Consider the following 18,708-nt stretch of genomic DNA (forward strand, 5'->3'; position numbering starts at 1 on the left):
GGCTTTAATGCAATTTCAAATATTTCCTCCAATTATTTTTCCAAACTGCCCACATCATCCGTCTCACGATATTCCAGCCCGTCCAATGCCGCAAAATGCTGCTTGCCGCATTCGATTTTCAGCCGTTCGTTTTCGCGCAGCTTGCCCGCATCTACCCCCGCCTGAATGCCTTTGCCGGTATTTTTGGTTTCCGCAACGAAATACACTTTGTCCTGAACCTGTTTCACCACCGCCCAATCGGGATTGTAGTTGCCCAGCGGGGTCGGGATTTTGAACCAGCCGGGCAGTTTGAAGTAAAACGCCACTCCGCCTTCATTTTTCGCATCATAATCCTCGCAATTTTGGGCAAAGGCTTGTTCCGTGCCGGAATCCAAAGGAATGTAGTTTTCGCAAATGGTTTTTTGCGGTTTTCCGACTTCGAACGTAAAGTCGTTTTCATAAAACTCGATGCCTTCGCGTTCCATGTCTTCCAACAGCTTTTGGTCATACACTTCGCCGGTTTGCTCATACTCGATTCCTGCCGTCATCAATGCGTACAGGCTGCGGTTTACCGCTTCGGCAGCAAGGTCGATGAAGCGTTGTGGGTTGCCTGCCACATCTTTCAGACGACCCGATTGTGTGATGATTTCGTACACCGTGCGCCGTGTCAGCCCCGTTTTTCTTTGGATTTCGCCGAGTATGTCGGGAATTTCCCATGTGGTTTCCATATCGCGGCTGCGGCTGGCAATCTCGACTGTTTCGATACCGTAGGTTTGGGATTGTTTCAATTGCGCCTTGCGGATGCGGATTTTCGGCTTTTGGATTTCGGGCAGGCCTGCCACTGCCGCCGAAGCTTGTTCGATGAGTTTTTCCGTATCGAAGCGTACGCGGTAGCGCGTTTTGTATTTCAACCTCTCCCAAATTGCCTGAAATTCAGGATCGAGCGGAAAATCTTTGCGGAATAGCTGTTTTTTCTTCTTATTGCCGTTTTTGATGTTTTCGGCGGCAAATTTAATACCGCATTCATCTTCGTATTCCTTTTGCAGATTTGCGGCAAACAATTCGTAGCTTTCGTTCGGCACTACAGTCAGTATGTTCACTTTTTCATCGCGCACGCGTCGTCCTTCCTGATTGACGGCTATACGCAGCCCGCGCCCGATTTCCTGCCGCTTTTTCAGCGGCGAGCGGGTTTCGTTGAGCGTGCAGATTTGGAATACATTGGGGTTGTCCCAGCCTTCTTTCAGCGCGGAATGGGAAAAGATAAAGCGCAGCGGGCTGCCGAAGGAAAGCAGGGTTTCCTTGTCGCGCATAATGAGGCGGTAGGTATCGTTGTCCGCCTGCGTTGTACCGTCGGTGTTTTTCAGACGGCCTTTCTTGTCTTGCGAGAAATAGCCGTCGTGTACGCCCGCCGTATCGGTGCTGCCTGAAAGCTCTCGATAGATTTCTTCAAACCAAAGGGCAAACTTGCCTGCTGTTCCGTCTGCCGCACGGTAATTCTCCACGCGGTCGATGAAAAACAGCGACAACACCTTAATCCCCAGCGGATTCAGCCGTTTCTCCTTCGCCAAATGCTCCCTTACCGTTTCGCGGATTTGGTTTTTCATGATTTCATCGCGCACCGCATCACCGTCTCCGCCGCGCGTAATGGTTTTACCGCTTGAGAACGCCAATTCCTGATTCTCGAAATCCATACCGTCAATGATGAAACCGTGGCGGTAGGCTTCGTTGCCGCCCGATTTTTCAAACAAATCGTCTCCATATTTGACGGATACCTTTTTCTTCTTGGTTTCTTTCTTATCCTGATAATGAATGTTCAAATCGGCTTTCAGACTGCCTTTGGCCGCCTGTTTCACTTCCAGCAGCTCCGCAAATGCGCCGTTCACATCGTTTTCCGCCAATACCGGCAAGACTTCGATTTGCTTTACCAGCTTCAAATTGTATGCCTGCACGGGATTCAGACTGTAAACCTTGTGGTAAGGGTTTTTATGCGTTGCAGAATAGCGTAGGGTAAAGAGCGGATTGAGCGATTCCAAGGCATTCAGACGACCTTCCGTTTCCATATTCTGCGGCTCGTCGATAATAACGATAGGACACGTTTCCTGAATAAACTTAATCGGCGCTTCCCCGCTTTCGTTTACCTTATTGATAACGTTTCCATCTTTTTCAAACGACTGGATGTTGATCACCAAAATCTCGATGTGGTCGTTTACCGCAAAAGCGCGTAAATCCGACAGCCGCGTGCTTGAATATTCCGCATAACGCATCACGGGCCTGCCGAACACCCAGTCAAAATGCGCCTTCGTAATTTCCAGGCTTTTCAACACGCCTTCGCGTATCGGCACGCTCGGCACGACAATCACAAACTTCTTCCAGCCGTAACGGCGGTTTAATTCATAAATCGTGCGCAGATAGACATAGGTTTTGCCTGTACCCGTTTCCATTTCTAGAGAGAAATTCCACCTATCCGCACCGATTTCCGTTTCAGGCTGTCCGTTTTGCTTTTGTACCGCATTCAAATTCCTGCCTAGCTTTTCCCAATCCAAATCCAAACCGTTTCCGACAAACCGCCCTGTCCCCTGACTGGTCAAATCAAATGTCCGGACATGGTTCGGTTGCCCTGCAAAAAGGTTCGCAACGGCATTTACCGCATCAAGCTGATAGGGCAGTTCTTCAAATTTCAGTTCCATTTTTATTTCCTTCTATCCGCTGTCGCGCGGAAAATCTACCTCTTTGCCGTCATTCCCGCGCAGGCTGGAATCCATACTTTTTTATTTCAAGAGCGTTTGAGAGATGCTGTAATTTCAAACTTCTGGATTCCCGCCTGCGCGGGAATGACGGCAGACGGCACTTCCGGTTTCCCGCTTTCGGCTGACTACACGCATTCGAACATCACGCCCGCGTCCTTCATCTGCAATACGGTATTGCTTTTAAGCGCGTCGTCGCCCTCGAACAGCCTGTCCAATGCCGCCACCTTGACGGGATGCTTCGCCAGCACCGCTTCAATCAAATCTTGATCCACGCGTTCCAGCAAGAAGGAGTACAGCCCGCCCGTATCCTCGTCTTCCACGAAATATACGTCGTCTGAAAACGAAACCTTGCAAGTCAGCTTCAAACCCATACGCAGCATCAATTCGTAGAGCAGGTTTTCAGACGGCGTTTCAGACAGCACGGAATCGATATTCAACAACAATTCGCCTTGCAGGCTTTCGGCATCGGTGTCGGCTGGCTGCCGCCATTGTTTGAAACCACTTTCGGCCAGTTTGAAGACTTTAAAACCCGTATCTATTTCCGATCCGTCTTGAAGGCCGTCTGAAATCTGCCTGCCCGCGCGGCGGATGCGTTCTTTGGCAATTTCGGCAATCGTGTTGAAACCCGCCTTGCGCGCTTCGGACTTTTCGTCGGTTTCTTCGGGAAGTTGCACACAGATGAAACGGCGGCTGCCGCCGTCTTCAGCGTTAAGCTGCATCACAGCATGGGCGGTGGTGCCGCTGCCGGAGAAGAAGTCTAGGATTAGGTCGTTTGGATTTGAACCAATTTTTAACATTTGTAACAATAAAGTTGTTGGTTTCGGGGTGTCGAACGGCGCTTTGGAATTAAATAAACTTTGCAGCTCCTTGTTAGCACCATCATTATGTCCTACTTCCTCAAAGTTCCACCAAGTTGTTGGCACTCTACCTTGTTGTACTTCATTTAAATACCGTTTTAATTGTGGAGCACCTAATCCATCTTTACCAAAAAAAATACGATTTTCTTTTAACCAAATTTCCATTGTTGATTGACTGGCTCTCCAAGAACTACCTTGTGGCGGAAAAAATTCTTCTCCTGTATTTGGATTTCTAATCGGATAAACAGCACTGGCCGAAAACGACTTAACCAGCAAATTATCACTTCTCCATAAACCTTTTCCATCTCCATCATCATTTTTGTATGGCTTATTTTGCGCTTCTGTTCGCGGTAATAAATTTCTCTCAAATTCAAAACCTTTTTGATAAACCATAATGTAATCATGCAATGTAGAAAAACCCTTTGCATCATTTGTTGCAGCGTATTTCTTTTGCCAAATCAAATTAGCTAAAAAATTCTCCGCCCCAAACACTTCATCACACAACAATTTCAACTGCGCCTGTTCGTTATCGTCTATCGAGATAAAAATCACGCCGTCTTCGCGCAGCAGGGTTTTTGCCAGATGCAGGCGCGGCAGCATCATGGAGAGCCAGTTGCTGTGGTAATGGCCGCTGTCTTTGCCGTTTTTGCGCCACGCGCCTTGGAATACGCCGTCGCGCTTCAGGTAGCCCGCGTCGTCGGTATCGCCCACGCGGCGGGCGTATTCTTCGCGGCTTTCGGAGAATTTGTCGGGATAGATGAAGGAATCGTTGCCGGTGTTGTAGGGCGGATCGATGTAAATCATCTTCACGCTGCCGGCGTAGGATTTTTGCAGGATTTTCAGTGCTTCGAGGTTTTCGGCTTCGATAAACACGTTTTGCGTGCCGTCGAAATCTGCGGATTCTTCTTTGCAGGGAACGAGGGTGCGGGAAGTGGGGCTTTGCAGGTTGAGATAGGCGGCGGTTTTGCCCGCCCAATCGAGTTGATAACGTTCGCCCGCACCGGCCAGGTTTTCTGCGCCGAGGACGAGTTTGAGTTTCTCAAAGTCGATTTGGTCTTCGCAAAAGACTTCGGGAAAGAGTTGTTTGAGTTTTAATATGTTGTTTTGTTTGAAATTATTTTCTAAATCGTGTATAATTTCGGTTCGGTTCGGTTCGGTTCGGTTCGGTTCGGTTCGGTTGCCATAATTGCGTCTTCCATCAATGATTACTTACAAAGTGTCCATTTTATCGGGATATGTTGAAAGTTAAAAGAAAAGAAGGCCGTCTGAAAAACTTTAATATTCGTTTTTCAGACGGCCTTCTTTTCACTTGCCGAAACAAGAGTATTTTGTTTCTCAACTTTACAAAACGGTCAGTCCTGCTGCTTGCTTCTACCCCAAAAACTCTTTCAAAAACAGCAACACGCAGGCGAGTTCGTCGGCGGATTCGCGTTGTGTACCGTTGCCGGTATGGCCGCCGCCGTCTGGAGCGTAGAGCCACGATTGCGGCGAGGTTTCGCGCAGTTTGGCGTAGAACTTGAGCGCGTGGGCGGGATGGACGCGGTCGTCGCTGAGGCTGGTGGTGATGAGTGCGGGCGGATAATTGATGCCGTCTGAAAGATTGTGATACGGCGACAATTCGCCCAGCCAGCGTTTGCAGACTTCGTATTTTTGCGGATTGCCGTACTCGTCCGTCCAGCTTGCGCCGGCGGAGAGCAGCGGATAGCGGATCATGTCGGTCAGCGGCACTTCGCACACCAGCGCGCCTATGCTTTGCGGTTCGCGCACGAAGGCGGCGGCGGTAATCAGGCCGCCGTTGCTGCCGCCCTGCAAACCGATGTGTTTGGGCGAACTCATGCCGCGTTCGGACAAATCGCGCACGACTGCCAATAAATCATCAACGCTTTTGTGTTTGCTGATTCCCTGCGCCGCCTGATGCCAACGCGGACCGAACTCGCCGCCGCCGCGTATGTTCGCCAACACGAAGGCGTTGCCCTCTTCCAGCCAATATTTGCCAACGCTGCCCAGATAATGCGGTAATTCGGGAATGCCGAAACCGCCGTAGGCATAGACTAAGGTCGGCGTGTCGGGCGCAGCGTTTTTGCCGACGTGAAAATAAGGAATGCGCTCGCCGTCGGCCGAAGTCGTCCAAAACTGTTGCACGTTGATGCCGTCTGAATCAAACTGCTGTGGCTGGCGGCGCATGACGGTCAGTTCCATCACGTTCAAATCCAGCGCAAACAGCGTCAGCGGCGTGGTGAAATCGCTGGCGGCTAGGTAAACCACGTCGCCGCCCCACGGTTGGTCGGTCATTTCCAGCGCGCCCGAAGGCAGGTGCGGCAGTTCGACTTCCTGCCATTTGCCGTCGGTAAAGCGCCATGCTTTCAGACGGCCTTGTACGTTCTCCAGCAGGCTCGCCACCACAAAACGCTTGGTCGTTTCCACGCTTTCCAATGCCTGCGTTTCATCGGGCGCAAACAAAAGCTGCGCCGCGCCCAATTCGCCGCGGTTCAATTTTACTGCCACCAATGCGCCGCTCGGATAGCTTTGGTTCGCGCGGTTCCAGTCTTTACGCAACGTCAGCAAAAGATGTCCGGCCAGATAGCCGACCACGTCGCAATCGTTGGGCAGGTTCAACGGCTTCGCCTCGCCTTCGGACGACACCTGCAAATAAGTTTTGGTGTAAAAACCGTCAGACGCTTCAATCAAATCAATCGGCGAACCTTGCGGATCGAGATAACGCCACGCGTTCACCATCATGCCGTCTTCGGCAATTTGATACACCGGCAGGCTTTCCTCGAAACTCTTGCCGCGCTCCACCAGCCATACTTCGCGCGGATAGCCCGATTCGGTCAACTGGCGTTCGTCCCAAGCCGGACAGACCCAAACGCTGTTTTCATCGCGCCACGACACATGGTTTTTGCCTGCCGGAAAGTGAAAACCGCCTTCTACCAATTCCCCTGCTTCCAAATCCACTTCCAGCGTGTACGCCGTATCGCCGCCCGATTTGCTCAGTGTTAACAACGCGCGGTTGGGCTGCTCCACCAAGTGCGACACGCCGCCTAGATATACATCGTCGCCGAGCAATTCATCGAAATCCGCCACTGAAAACAGGATTTTCCACTCAGGATAGCCGGAACGGTAAGTCGCCGCGGTACATACGCGGTACACGCCCTTCGGATATTCCGCGTCCTGATGGAAATGGTACATCCGCGCGCGGTGTTCCTGACAAAACGGAATCTGCCGCGTGTCCTGCAACTGCGCCAAAATGCCGTCAGACAGCGCGCGCGCTTTATCGTTGTCCAAAAACCGCGCGCGCGTTTCGGCATGCGCTTCAGCGGCGAAATTTTGCGTTTCGGGGGCGTCGAGGTTTTCGAAATGGAGATAGGAATCGGGGTAGGATTTCATAGGAAAAGGCCGTCTGAAAGATTGGGAAACGGAATTATAACGGCAAAATCAAAAAAGGCCGTCTGAAACCTGCGTTTCAGACGGCCTGAGACATTATTCAACTCAACGTCCGTATATTTTCCACAAACCTTCCTGCAAACCAAATGCAGGCTCGCCGTCTTGCGGCTGGGTGCGGACATAGCTGCCGTCAGGCTGCATCAGCCAAGCCTGGGTATTGTCTTCCAAGGCCATTTCCAAACCTTCGCGGATCACGCGTTCTTTGAGTTCGGGGGTGGTAATCGGCGTGGCGACTTCAATGCGGCGGAAGAAGTTGCGACCCATCCAGTCGGCGCTGGAGATAAAGGTATCGTCTGCGCCGTTGTTATGGAAGCAATACACGCGCGAGTGTTCGAGTTGGCGGCCGATAATGGAGCGGACGCGGATGTTTTCGGACAAGCCTTTTACACCAGGGCGCAAAGTACACATACCGCGCACAATCAGATCGATTTGCACGCCTGCCGCACTGGCTTGATACAGCGCATCAATCACGCTCGGCTCGATGAGTGAGTTCATCTTGGCGGTAATCCGCGCCGGTTTGCCGGCTTTGGCGTGTTCGGTTTCCTGCTTGATGCGGTCGATGACCATTTTGTGCAGGGTAAACGGGCTTTGATAAAGCTTGTTCAGACGGCCCGGCTTGCCCAAGCCTGTGATTTCCATAAACAGAATGTTCACATCGGCAGTGATTTGTTCGTCGGCAGTGATGATGCCGAAGTCGGTGTAGATGCGCGATGTGCCTTGGTGGTAGTTGCCGGTACCGAGGTGTGCATAACGCTTGAGCACGCCGTCTTCGCGACGGATAACCAAAGCCATTTTGGCGTGGACTTTGTAGCCGAATACGCCGTACACGACGTGTGCACCCGCCTCTTCCAGCTGCTTCGCCCAGTTGACGTTGTTGGCTTCGTCAAAACGTGCCATCAGTTCGACCACGACGGTAACCTGCTTGCCCGCCAGCGCAGCCTTCATCAATGCGCGCACAAGCTCGGAATTGCTGCCGGTGCGGTAGATGGTCATTTTAACGGCCAATACATCCGGATCGGCCGCGGCCTCGCGTATCATTTGGACAACCGGATCGAAAGACTGATACGGGTGGTGCAGCAAAATCGGCGACTGTTTGACCAGTTTGAATACGGAGCCGTTTTTACGCAAGGCTTTCAGACGGCCTGCATTGCGCGGTGGAAACTTCAAATCCGGCCTGTCCACCAAATCGGGAACGGCATTGAGGCGCACCAAATTGACCGGCCCTTTGACCTGATACAGCTCGGCAGAAGTCAGTTTGAACTGGGCAAGCAGGAAATCGTGAATATGCGCCGGACAAGTGTCTGCCACTTCCAAGCGCACGCCGTCGCCGTATTCGCGGTCGTGCAACTCGTTTTGAATCGCGGCACGCAGGTTTTTCAAATCTTCTTCATCGACCGTCAAATCACTGTCGCGCGTGAGGCGGAACTGATGGCAATCTTTAACCTTCATGCCGGGAAAGAGTTTGCCGACATGGGCGTGCAAAATCGAAGACAAGAACACAAAGCCTGCATCGCCGCCGCAAATTTCAGACGGCATGGGGACGACGCGCGGCAAAATGCGCGGAGCCTGCACAATCGCCATTCCTGACGGACGGCCGAACGCATCCGTGCCTTCAAGTTCGACGGCGAAGTTGAGCGATTTGTTTAACGGGCGCGGAAACGGGTGTGACGGATCAAGTCCAATGGGTGTGAGAATGGGCAACAGCTCGTTGTCGAAATAGTTCTCGATCCATTTTTTCTGCGCGGCCGTCCATTTGTGGCGGCGATAGAAATGAATGCCGGCGCGGCTGAGTGCAGGCTGCAATACTTTGTTAAACAGATCGTACTGCTCGCGGATCAAGGCCTGCGCCTCTTTCGCCACCGCTTCGATGGTTTCGGCCGCGGTTTTGCCGTTGTCGAGCAGCTGATGCGGACGCAATTTGTTTTCGCGTTTCAACCACGCCATGCGCACTTCAAAAAATTCGTCCAAATTGGAAGACACGATGCACAGGAAACGCAAACGTTCCAACAAAGGAACTTTCGTATCCTGCGCCTGAGCCAGTACACGGCGGTTAAACGCCAACAGGCTGAGTTCTCGGCAAAGAATGCGGTTTTGCTCGGGCATGGTTCACTCCTGAAACATCGGTCATTAAGACTATCAAGTATAACGTTTTGCCGCCGTTCCGTCAGGTTTCAGACGGCCTCGGCAGACAACCTCATCCCTATTTGAGGCAAGTCAAAGGGTTATCCGTTATTTTCTATGCCGAAACAGCGGTTTTTGCTATAATGCGCAGTTTAATGCAACCGCAATACCACTGCTAAAGGATAAGAAAATGGGCTTTTTGCAAGGCAAAAAAATTCTGATTACCGGCATGATCTCCGAGCGTTCCATCGCTTACGGCATCGCCAAAGCCTGCCGCGAACAAGGCGCGGAATTGGCATTTACTTATGTTGTCGACAAACTGGAAGAGCGCGTCCGTAAAATGGCGGCCGAACTCGGCTCCGAACTCGTGTTCCGCTGCGACGTTGCCAGCGACGACGAAATCAACCAAGTTTTCATTGACTTGGGCAAACACTGGGACGGCTTGGACGGCCTCGTTCACTCCATCGGTTTCGCCCCTAAAGAAGCTTTGAGCGGCGACTTCCTCGACAGCATCAGCCGCGAAGCGTTCAACACCGCTCACGAAATCTCCGCATACAGCCTGCCTGCGCTGGCCAAAGCCGCCCGTCCGATGATGCAGGGCCGCAACGCTGCCATCGTTGCCCTGAGCTACTTGGGCGCCGTTCGTGCCATTCCTAACTACAACGTTATGGGCATGGCCAAAGCCAGCCTCGAAGCTGGCATCCGCTTCACTGCCGCCTGTCTGGGTAAAGAAGGCATCCGCTGCAACGGCATCTCCGCAGGCCCGATCAAAACCCTGGCCGCTTCCGGCATCGCCGATTTAAGCAAACTCTTGGGCCACGTCGCTTCCCACAACCCATTGGGTCGCAACGTTACCACCGAAGAAGTCGGCAACACAGCCGCCTTCCTGCTGTCCGACCTCGCTTCCGGCATCACCGGCGAGATTACATACGTTGACGGCGGTTACAGCATCAACGCGCTGAACGACGAAGAGAACTAAACAGTTTTCACTCCAAACGCACTTTCATGATGAAAGTGCGTTTTTTATGGCCGTTACATTATGGTTTGAATAACTGCATGACAAAAAAGGCCGTCTGAAAGTCAAATACGAATTCGAAACATTATCTTTACAGGCTTTCAATGATTATGTTTTCAGCATTATTATATTATCATTCTACCTCAATTTGAAATTCCGATAGAGCATTGATTCTAAAGATAACATTCATGTTATCTGATACTTAGCTACTGATAAAAAGTGGTGTAAAAAAGTAACAGAAAAAATTCAGACGGCCTGTTTTTCATACAGAAGGCATAGAAGCAGGGCATTTTTGGCATAAAATACAAAATTTAACATTATTGAATTTTTCTTAACTAATAAAGCGTTAAGATGCCTGCCGATTAATTGAATCACATCTGATTTTGACTCAAACACATACAGGAGATTAATTATGTCAATCGCTTCAGAATTTAAAGAATTTATTATGCGTGGCAACGTTGTCGACCTCGCAGTCGGTATGGTTGTCGGTACAGCATTCAGCGGCATCGTCAAATCATTGGTTGACGATGTAATCATGCCTCCTATCGGTCTACTAATCGGCGGCGTTGATTTCTCCAACCTGTTCATCACCCTGAAAAACGGCGCACAAGCCGCTCCTGCTGAAGGTTACGCCAACCTGGCAGCCGCTCAAGCAGCCGGTGCCGTTACCCTGAACATCGGTCTGTTCATCAACACTGTGATCAGCTTCCTGATCGTTGCCGCTGCCATCTTCTGCGTGGTTAAAGCCATCAACTCCTTGAAAAAAACCGACGCTCCTGCTGAAGAAGCACCGGCAGAGCCTAGCGAAGAAGTTCTGTTGTTGCGCGAAATCCGTGACTCTCTGAACAAAAAATAATCACAATACCTAAACATACACACACAAACCAAGGCCGTCTGAAACCATTTCAGACGGCCTTTTCTAACTCCATCGCTCTGACATAGTTGGCTGTTTAAGAAAAACTACAAGCAGCTATCCTTCATTTATTTATAGAAACCTTGCTTACGACCTCATTATTTTTACCCAATAGATAAAGGAAATTATCATTTACCTCTAATTTACCAAGGTAAACGCCATAATCCATTTCATGAGCAGGACAGGTTTTAATCAAATGACGAATACTCTTGTCTTTATTTTCAATATTCCAAAACAAGTCAACTTTATCGATCTGATGTTCCACTTGAATGGAAAAAGTGGTGGATTGAATCTTCTTCTTTTTCCATACCCAACTATTTTCATAATGGTTTCTCTCTATTTCATTCACTACATCCCCAAGTAAGCAGAATGGAATAGAAAGCTTATGAAATACACGGTTTGCCCCTTCGACTAAGGCAGCCAAGAGCATCTTTTTCTTATCAACAGGATCTAAAGCTTCATAGGTACAAAAATCAAATGGAACCTGAACAGTATAGACACCAAGTAAGTTTATGATACAAGGATTGCAGACCTTATCCATGCATTCTATGATGATTTTCCAACAATCCTTAGTTGGAACAGGCTTGAAGAGTCGCTCCAACATAGATGTCATACACTTCGATTCATATACAAACGCTTTTCTACGGCATTTCCAATTTTGATTGTAGTCCTCTATCCTGGCCTCCTCGTATCTTAATGAAGCTGAGTCCATCAACTCCTCGATCCTTTGGCGATTTTCCACATAAGGTCTATCTAATTCAAAATATCTTAACTTCATATTCATACTTCCATGATCTTATTTTTTATACAGGACCAACCCTATGTAAAGGCTAAGTCTTTCAAGGTAGCAATGATTCTGACCTTTAAATATCGATAACTCCAACTTCTTGATGCTTCATACTTCTCACTCTCCTCAAAAGAAATTTCCTTTTCTTAACTATTCCCTATAGTCGTAGCACTTCTCCTGTAAAAAAGCCCGATGCGTTCAACATCGGGCTTTTAACTGGAAAACCAATCTTAGTCTTTGCGTGTTTCCACCAAAATCATTTCGACTGCTGTGTCTTCCACTTCTACTTTAGGCACATCCGAACGGCGTGTTTTAGCAACCGGTTCAGGTTGTGGCTGCGCGGCAAAAGCGGCAACGGCTTGCGGATCGGTTTCAACGAAGATCAAATCGCCCAAGCTCTCAGGCACAACGATTGCGACAGGCGCTGCTTCAGCTACGGCTTCAGTTTGTGTGACAACAGTTTCGGCTGGTGCTTCAACCGATGCAACAGTAGCCGTTGCATTTGGAGACAATACCGCAGCAATGGCTTCTTTGACATTGCTGACTGCAGAAGCAAGCAGGGCTTGTTCGGCATCAGCGCCTTCAGTTTGCGCTACGGCAGGCTCGTCTTCGCTTTCAATCGCAAATACGAATGGCTCTGCGCTGGTCACTTCAGGCTCGGATACTACAATCACCAGCGGCTCGGCTTGATCGCTTTCAGAAGACAATGTCGCATTTGCAGCTTCAACCGTTTCGTTCAAACCCAAAACATGCGCCACAGCAAAGAGAACTTTGTCGGCGGTATCGGTAATGTTCAGGTATTGCTCGATTTTTGCTGAAGACGGAATATTGCGTTTTTTGCTGTTAGAACGGCGGTCGTTGCGGTTGTTGCGCTGACGGTTGTTGCGCTGACGGTTGTTGCAGTCGCGTCCTTGACGGCCGTTGTTTTTCACACCCTCTTCGCTGCGGGCGTTGTCGTCCGCTTCGACTTGCGCCTGTTCGCCATCGGCTTGAACGTTCACGTCCTCAACACGGTTTTCCGCAGGTTGATGACGGTTGCGCTCGTTGCGACTGTTGTTGCGGCGGCGTTTATTGCCGTTTTGTTCCGCTTGGTTTTCAGACGGCATCTCAGCCAGTGCAGCCACTTCCTGAACGTTTACGTCTTCAACCACTTCCTCAACACGATTGCGCTCGTTGTTGCGATCATCGCGGCGGTTGTTACGGTTGCGGTTGCGGCGGGTGTCTTTACGCTCGTCGTTGCGGCTTTCGTTTGATTTGTTTTCTTCAAACTTACTGTCGACAGCTTCGGCATTCACTTCGCGCACTTCGACTTTGCTGCCGTCGTTTTTGTTGTTGCGGCGTGGATTTTGACGGCGGCTGTTTGAACGGCGGTTACTGTTTTGGCTGCGGTTGTTTGTAGTGCGTTTTTCGGCAGGCTCTTGAGCAACTGCGACAGGTGCAGGCTCGCCGCCGAAAATGCGTTTCAACCAAGCTTTGAAGCTGTCCCACCAAGAGGCTTTTTTCTCAGGGGCGACAGTCGGTGCAGGCTGGGTATGGCGTACGCCTTTGACAGCTGGCTCAGGACGGGAAGCTTTGGCTTTTTCGCTGCCGAAAGGTTTGGCGGATTCGTCTTCTTCCGGCTCGGCAACGCGTTTGTAGCTCGGTTCGCCGTCTTCTTCTACGTCATCAATGCGGATGCGGTTGATTTCGTAGTGCGGATTTTCCAAGTGGATGTTTGGAATCAGGACGACGTTCACATCCAAGCGCTCTTCCATCGCAAACAGCTCGGCGCGTTTTTCGTTCAACAGGAAGGTGGCAACATCGACAGGCACTTGTGCGTGTACTTCGCCGGTGTTGTCTTTCATTGCTTCTTCTTGAATGATGCGCAAAACGTGCAGGGCGGTGGATTCGATGCCGCGGATGACGCCTGTACCGGCACAGCGCGGACACGCAACATGGCTGCTTTCTCCCAGAGCCGGTTTCAAACGTTGGCGGCTCAACTCCAAAAGGCCGAAACGCGAAAGTTTGCCCATTTGCACGCGTGCGCGGTCTTTTTTGAGCGCGTCGCGCAGGACGTTTTCAACATCGCGTTGGTGTTTCGGATTTTCCATGTCGATGAAGTCGATGACGACCAAACCGCCCAAGTCGCGCAGGCGCATTTGACGGGCGACCTCTTCGGCGGCTTCCATATTGGTTTTGAACGCGGTGTCTTCAATATCCGAGCCGCGTGTGGCACGCGCAGAGTTGACGTCGATGGAAACCAGGGCTTCGGTATGGTCGATCACAATCGCGCCGCCGGAAGGCAGGCTGACGCTGCGTGAGAACGCACTTTCGATTTGGTGTTCGATTTGGAAACGGGAGAACAGCGGCGTGTGGTCTTGATAGAGTTTCAGACGGCCTACATTGCTCGGCATGACGTAGCTCATGAATTCGGCAACTTGGTCGTAAACTTCTTGATTGTCCACCAAAATCTCGCCGATATCGGGACGGAAATAGTCGCGAATCGCACGAATCAGCAGCGAGCTTTCCATAAAGAGCAGGTAAGGGTCATGGTGTGCTTTGCCTGCTTCTTCAATGGCTTGCCAGAGCTGTTTGAGGTAGTTCAAGTCCCATTCCAACTCTTCCGCGCTGCGGCCGATGCCGGCGGTGCGGGCGATGATGCTCATACCGTTCGGAATGTCGAGTTCAGCCATGGCGGCTTTCAACTCTTGACGCTCTTCGCCTTCGATACGGCGGGATACGCCGCCGCCGCGCGGGTTGTTCGGCATCAATACCAGATAGCGGCCGGCCAGGCTGATGAAGGTGGTCAGTGCCGCGCCTTTGTTGCCGCGTTCGTCTTTTTCAACTTGGACGATAACTTCCATGCCTTCTTTGAGCACGTCTTGAATTCGCGCCCTGCCGCCTTCGTAATCGCGGAAATACGAACGCGATACTTCCTTAAACGGCAAAAAGCCGTGGCGGTCGGTTCCGTAATCGACGAAACACGCTTCCAGCGACGGCTCGATGCGGGTAATGATACCTTTGTAGATATTGCCTTTACGCTGTTCTTTGCCCAGCGTTTCGATGTCCAAGTCCAAAAGGTTTTGGCCATCAACAATGGCAACGCGCAGCTCTTCGGCCTGCGTTGCGTTGAATAACATTCTTTTCATAGTCACCTCGTGAACAGCGGCCGTTTGATTTTTGAATATCTTTTTCAGACGGCCTGTCTGTCCGGTTGGCACTCTTCAAAGACAAGATGGGGAGATCCCCCGTGTAACCAGTATTTGATTTGAAATCCGCAAGGTTGCATGCTTGAGCTCAAGCCATGTGCGGACGGATTCGGATAAAGAAGGAAATAAAGAACAATGCGGCGGAAAGGTTGATGGTTCCGCTGCCGTCCGAATGCTGATGCTTCGGACAAAATAAGGCAGCCTACATCTTCTTATTATCGTAGCGCCGGTAATTTCGGACGGTGCTGCGCGGACTGCGTCTTACGCCCGGCCGGACGGCAGGTTCAATTCAAACTTAATTACGGGATTGCGTTTGCCGGCTTTGAACAAACACAAGGAAATGCTTTGCGGAGTGCGTTTTTAATATAAAATCTCGTTTTAACAATAAATCCGTTTCAGACGGCCTGCGACGGCAGGTTCGGGTCCAGAAACGGACGTTTGGGATTATAGAGAAAATGCACGCAATACGCAAAGATTCAGTCAGCCTGATTGCCGTTGCCGAACACGAGGAAGGCCAACGCCTTGATAACTATCTGATAAAAATCCTCAAAGGCGTCCCGAAAAGCCATATCCACCGCATTATCCGCGCCGGCGAAGTGCGGCTGAACAAAAAACGCAGCAAACCCGACAACCGCATTCAGGCAGGCGATACCGTCCGTATTCCGCCGATACGCATCGCCGAAAAACAAAGGCCGTCTGAAAGCCAGGCCGCGCCTGCGCGCGAGTTTGACATCGTTTACGAAGACGATGCGCTTTTGGTCATCAACAAACCTTCCGGCATTGCCGTCCACGGCGGCAGCGGCGTGAGCTTCGGCGTCATCGAGCAAATCCGCCGCGCCCGTCCCGAAGCGCGTTATCTCGAACTCGTCCACCGCCTCGACAAAGACACCAGCGGCCTTTTGATGATTGCCAAAAAACGCAGCGCCTTGGTAAAACTGCACGAAGCCATCCGCAACGACCATCCGAAAAAAATCTATCTTGCACTGGGTGTCGGAAAACTGCCGAACGACCGCTTCCACGTCAAGCTCCCCCTGTTCAAATACACCGGCGCACAAGGCGAAAAAATGGTGCGCGTCAGCGAAGACGGCCAATCCGCCCACACCATCTTCCGCGTGTTAAACCGTTTTTCAGACGGCCTTTTGCACCAAGTCGGCCTTTCCGACCTGACCTTTGTCGAAGCCACCCTGAAAACCGGCCGCACCCACCAAATCCGCGTCCACCTGCAATCGCAAGACTGCCCCATTGCCGGCGACGAACGCTACGGTGACTATCAGGCCAACAAACGCCTGCAGAAACTCGGTTTAAAAAGAATGTTCCTGCACGCTTCCGAGCTGCACCTCGCCCATCCGCTGACCGGCGAAAAACTGATCCTGAAAGCACCCCTGCCGCAAGAATTGGCGCAATTTGTTTTAATGCTGGAAAATCAGGAAAAGGCCGTCTGAAAGGAAACCCATGAAACCCAAACTCATCATTTTCGACTGGGACGGCACGCTTGCCGACACCACCAACCCCATCATCCACACCTTTCAACAAAGCTTTGCCGATTGCGGCCTGCCCGTTCCCGAAGCCGACCAAATCCGTCCGCTCATCGGATACAGCCTCTCTGGCATCATCCGCCGCCTTGCCCACAACGTCAGCGAACACGTTCAGGAAACACTGATTGAGACCTATGCCGCGCACTACCTCAATCCCAACAATCACAATATGACCCTGTTCCCCGAAGCCCTGTCCTGCCTGCAACGCTTGCAACAACAAGGTTATTGGCTTGCCATCGCCACCGGCAAAGGCCGAAGCGGCTTGGACAAAGCCATTGCACAAACCGACACCCAAGCCTTTTGGCTGGAAACTGCCTGCGCTAGCGAATATCCGTCCAAACCCGCGCCCGACATGGTACTTGCCCTCTGCGACCGACTGGGTGTTGAACCGGAAGAGGCCGTCGTCGTCGGCGATACCACCCACGACCTAGAAATGGCCGCCAATGCCAAAATCCGCGCCATCGCAGTTGCCACCGGCGCACACACCGCCCAACAGCTTTCCTCCATGCCCCATGTCGCCATACTCAACAGCTTGGCCGAATTGCCTGATGTATTGGAAACCTTATAAAAGGCTAGGGGCTGACGTAGATTAGCCCTAAAGGCTATGCAACATCTATATTAAAGGCCGTCTGAAACCTATTTTCAGACGGCCTTTCATTTGTTTTATCGATCCGAGCGCACCCTGACAAATGTTGCAAATTTCGGCGTTCCCTTTTGCGTAAAACCACGATAACGGTAAGTAATCAGTGCACCGATTTTCGGCGGATGGTCGCGGTCTTTATCCTTAAAACCGCTGCCGATACGAAACTCGCCATATTGGTTTTTGCATCCTACCGCACCCAAACGCCCGACATTGCGCCCTTTGCCCTCATAATGACGCGTTACCGTACATTCATCATCATATTCACTTTTCAGCTTCAACAGCTGCCCATTTCTACCGCTTGCATAACGGGCTTCAGGTTGACGCAGCATCACCCCTTCCCCACCCAACGCTTCAACTTGTTTCAAAAAATCCAAAGCATGCTGTTTGTCGCGCACCTTGACTTGCGGAATGACCGTAAACCGTGCCGACGGGTGTGATTTCAGCCATTTCGAAGCCGTTTCCAGCCGCTGATACAGATTACCCTGCGCCTGCGGCACATCAAAAACATGCAAACGGATGCCGTCCCAATTTCCCGAGGCAGAACGCACCGTCGCGGAAATTTGCTCAAACTGCCCTCGTCCGCTGTACAACTCACCATCCATCGGAAACGGCGGAAAACCTGCTGTAAAACCTTTGGGCGGTGTAAACGCATAACCCTGACGACTGACCAGCCGCCTGCCGTCCCAATACGCGCGTACGCCATCCAACTTTTCACTCATGGCCCAACCGGCAATATCTTGATTTTTATATTCCTGCGCCAACAACAAATCTGCACCAAACGCCGCAGAGATGAAAGAAACCGCAAAAATCGGTATCATGATCCGCATTACATTATTCATAAGACATTTTTCCAGACTTGCTTTTTATTATATATACATAATAGCAAAAAATGAACTGGCCCCCAAATCTTGGATACTCATAAAAGCCTATTCAGGCGCTCTGTGCAAGCCGGGTTCTGTATGCGACAGGACTCGGCTTTTTCAATTTCAAACTGCAACGCTCCCGGTTGTAGTAATCCATATAATCATCTATCTGTTTCATCAATTCGTCCACCGTCAATTCTCCTGCGTTATAGAAACACTCCGTCTTCAACACCGCAAAGAAGCTTTCCATCGGCGCATTGTCCCAACAATTCGCCTTTCGCGACATGCTTTGAACCATGGAATGCTCCGCAAGCAATTCCCTATAGGTAGGCAACCTTTGCGCGCATATAGCACAACTCTTCGATAAGCTCTGCCTGTGTTTTTTCGTGGTCGGGTTTATCTGCGATGAAGGGGTTTTTGCGGTGTTGGGGCATGGTTTTGGATTGGGGATGTTCGAGTGCGCCGATGCCGCCTTCTTGATAGGCGCGTATCCATCGTCGCAGGTGGGTTCGGGAGATGCCGTAGTGGTCTGCGGTACGCTGTTGGCTGCGTATATGCAGGTAGTGGAGTACGGCTTGGTATTTGAAGTGTAATGTATATTTGCTCATAAAAAAAC

At 50.9% G+C, this 18,708-nt stretch carries 14 protein-coding genes; 5 read left to right on the forward strand and 9 right to left on the reverse strand.

Annotated features, from left to right (window positions below):
- Window positions 1–32: 32 nt before the first annotated feature.
- On the reverse strand, window positions 33–2,666 hold the full coding sequence (locus ACTHTQ_RS06580; protein WP_440363473.1) for a DEAD/DEAH box helicase family protein: 2,634 nt from the start codon (window positions 2,664–2,666) through the stop codon (window positions 33–35).
- Between the two features lie 185 nt (window positions 2,667–2,851).
- The gene (locus ACTHTQ_RS06585) at window positions 2,852–4,456 is read right to left on the reverse strand and encodes a site-specific DNA-methyltransferase (protein ID WP_440363474.1); all 1,605 of its coding nucleotides are present in this window, start codon (window positions 4,454–4,456) and stop codon (window positions 2,852–2,854) included.
- A 3-nt stretch (window positions 4,457–4,459) separates the two neighbouring features.
- Here ACTHTQ_RS06585 and ACTHTQ_RS06590 point away from each other — a divergent pair, with 3 nt between their 5' ends.
- Window positions 4,460–4,678: a hypothetical protein gene (locus ACTHTQ_RS06590; RefSeq protein WP_440363475.1), complete on the forward strand. Its 219-nt coding sequence runs from the start codon at window positions 4,460–4,462 to the stop codon at window positions 4,676–4,678.
- A gap of 276 nt (window positions 4,679–4,954) precedes the next feature.
- Here the strand turns inward: ACTHTQ_RS06590 and ACTHTQ_RS06595 are convergent, their stop codons facing one another.
- Window positions 4,955–6,970, reverse strand: coding sequence for a prolyl oligopeptidase family serine peptidase (locus ACTHTQ_RS06595; protein ID WP_440363476.1), 2,016 nt, complete (start codon window positions 6,968–6,970; stop codon window positions 4,955–4,957).
- A gap of 102 nt (window positions 6,971–7,072) precedes the next feature.
- Window positions 7,073–9,130, reverse strand: coding sequence for a polyphosphate kinase 1 (gene ppk1, locus ACTHTQ_RS06600; RefSeq protein WP_049332845.1), 2,058 nt, complete (start codon window positions 9,128–9,130; stop codon window positions 7,073–7,075).
- 208 nt (window positions 9,131–9,338) lie between these two features.
- Here ppk1 and fabI point away from each other — a divergent pair, with 208 nt between their 5' ends.
- Together fabI and mscL are read left to right on the forward strand one after the other, a co-directional pair.
- Entirely contained in the window at window positions 9,339–10,127 is a 789-nt protein-coding gene (gene fabI, locus ACTHTQ_RS06605) for an enoyl-ACP reductase FabI (protein ID WP_049332846.1), read from the forward strand.
- Between the two features lie 448 nt (window positions 10,128–10,575).
- Window positions 10,576–11,019 (forward strand): large conductance mechanosensitive channel protein MscL, encoded by a 444-nt coding sequence (gene mscL / locus ACTHTQ_RS06610; protein WP_004519029.1) that lies wholly within the window; start codon window positions 10,576–10,578, stop codon window positions 11,017–11,019.
- A 121-nt stretch (window positions 11,020–11,140) separates the two neighbouring features.
- Here the strand turns inward: mscL and ACTHTQ_RS06615 are convergent, their stop codons facing one another.
- Complete coding sequence (locus ACTHTQ_RS06615) at window positions 11,141–11,860, reverse strand: hypothetical protein (protein ID WP_199900426.1); 720 nt, start codon at window positions 11,858–11,860, stop codon at window positions 11,141–11,143.
- Between the two features lie 233 nt (window positions 11,861–12,093).
- Window positions 12,094–14,991 carry an Rne/Rng family ribonuclease gene (locus tag ACTHTQ_RS06620; RefSeq protein ID WP_039861875.1) on the reverse strand — a complete coding sequence of 966 codons (2,898 nt, stop codon included), beginning with the start codon at window positions 14,989–14,991 and terminating at the stop codon, window positions 12,094–12,096.
- Between the two features lie 515 nt (window positions 14,992–15,506).
- Here ACTHTQ_RS06620 and ACTHTQ_RS06625 point away from each other — a divergent pair.
- Both ACTHTQ_RS06625 and ACTHTQ_RS06630 read left to right on the forward strand, forming a co-directional pair.
- Window positions 15,507–16,493, forward strand: a complete 987-nt coding sequence (locus ACTHTQ_RS06625; protein ID WP_440363477.1) for an RluA family pseudouridine synthase — start codon at window positions 15,507–15,509, stop codon at window positions 16,491–16,493.
- A gap of 10 nt (window positions 16,494–16,503) precedes the next feature.
- Window positions 16,504–17,154 carry an HAD-IA family hydrolase gene (locus ACTHTQ_RS06630; protein ID WP_049328522.1) on the forward strand — a complete coding sequence of 217 codons (651 nt, stop codon included), beginning with the start codon at window positions 16,504–16,506 and terminating at the stop codon, window positions 17,152–17,154.
- 95 nt (window positions 17,155–17,249) lie between these two features.
- Here ACTHTQ_RS06630 and ACTHTQ_RS06635 read toward each other — a convergent pair whose 3' ends face one another.
- The 3 genes from ACTHTQ_RS06635 to ACTHTQ_RS06645 form a co-directional block, all read right to left on the reverse strand.
- Entirely contained in the window at window positions 17,250–18,056 is an 807-nt protein-coding gene (locus ACTHTQ_RS06635; RefSeq protein WP_440346238.1) for a DNA ligase, read from the reverse strand.
- 103 nt (window positions 18,057–18,159) lie between these two features.
- Complete coding sequence (locus ACTHTQ_RS06640) at window positions 18,160–18,390, reverse strand: IS3 family transposase (RefSeq protein ID WP_440346237.1); 231 nt, start codon at window positions 18,388–18,390, stop codon at window positions 18,160–18,162.
- A 22-nt stretch (window positions 18,391–18,412) separates the two neighbouring features.
- A complete protein-coding gene (locus ACTHTQ_RS06645) occupies window positions 18,413–18,700 on the reverse strand; it encodes a helix-turn-helix domain-containing protein (RefSeq protein ID WP_440363478.1) in 288 nt (95 codons plus the stop codon).
- Window positions 18,701–18,708 lie beyond the last annotated feature (8 nt).

The organism is Neisseria sp. P0020.S003, from assembly GCF_051957095.1.
Lineage (GTDB): Bacteria > Pseudomonadota > Gammaproteobacteria > Burkholderiales > Neisseriaceae > Neisseria > Neisseria subflava.

Excerpts from the sequence above, each read along its gene's own strand:
- ACTHTQ_RS06580 (WP_440363473.1), bottom strand. The coding sequence starts at position 2,666 with ATGGAACTGAAATTTGAAGAACTGCCCTATCAGCTTGATGCGGTAAAT.
- ACTHTQ_RS06595 (WP_440363476.1), bottom strand. The coding sequence starts at position 6,970 with ATGAAATCCTACCCCGATTCCTATCTCCATTTCGAAAACCTCGACGCC.
- ppk1 (WP_049332845.1), bottom strand. The coding sequence starts at position 9,130 with ATGCCCGAGCAAAACCGCATTCTTTGCCGAGAACTCAGCCTGTTGGCG.
- fabI (WP_049332846.1), top strand. The coding sequence starts at position 9,339 with ATGGGCTTTTTGCAAGGCAAAAAAATTCTGATTACCGGCATGATCTCC.
- mscL (WP_004519029.1), top strand. The coding sequence starts at position 10,576 with ATGTCAATCGCTTCAGAATTTAAAGAATTTATTATGCGTGGCAACGTT.
- ACTHTQ_RS06615 (WP_199900426.1), bottom strand. The coding sequence starts at position 11,860 with ATGAATATGAAGTTAAGATATTTTGAATTAGATAGACCTTATGTGGAA.
- ACTHTQ_RS06620 (WP_039861875.1), bottom strand. The coding sequence starts at position 14,991 with ATGAAAAGAATGTTATTCAACGCAACGCAGGCCGAAGAGCTGCGCGTT.
- ACTHTQ_RS06625 (WP_440363477.1), top strand. The coding sequence starts at position 15,507 with ATGCACGCAATACGCAAAGATTCAGTCAGCCTGATTGCCGTTGCCGAA.
- ACTHTQ_RS06630 (WP_049328522.1), top strand. The coding sequence starts at position 16,504 with ATGAAACCCAAACTCATCATTTTCGACTGGGACGGCACGCTTGCCGAC.
- ACTHTQ_RS06635 (WP_440346238.1), bottom strand. The coding sequence starts at position 18,056 with ATGCGGATCATGATACCGATTTTTGCGGTTTCTTTCATCTCTGCGGCG.
- ACTHTQ_RS06640 (WP_440346237.1), bottom strand. The coding sequence starts at position 18,390 with ATGGTTCAAAGCATGTCGCGAAAGGCGAATTGTTGGGACAATGCGCCG.
- ACTHTQ_RS06645 (WP_440363478.1), bottom strand. The coding sequence starts at position 18,700 with ATGAGCAAATATACATTACACTTCAAATACCAAGCCGTACTCCACTAC.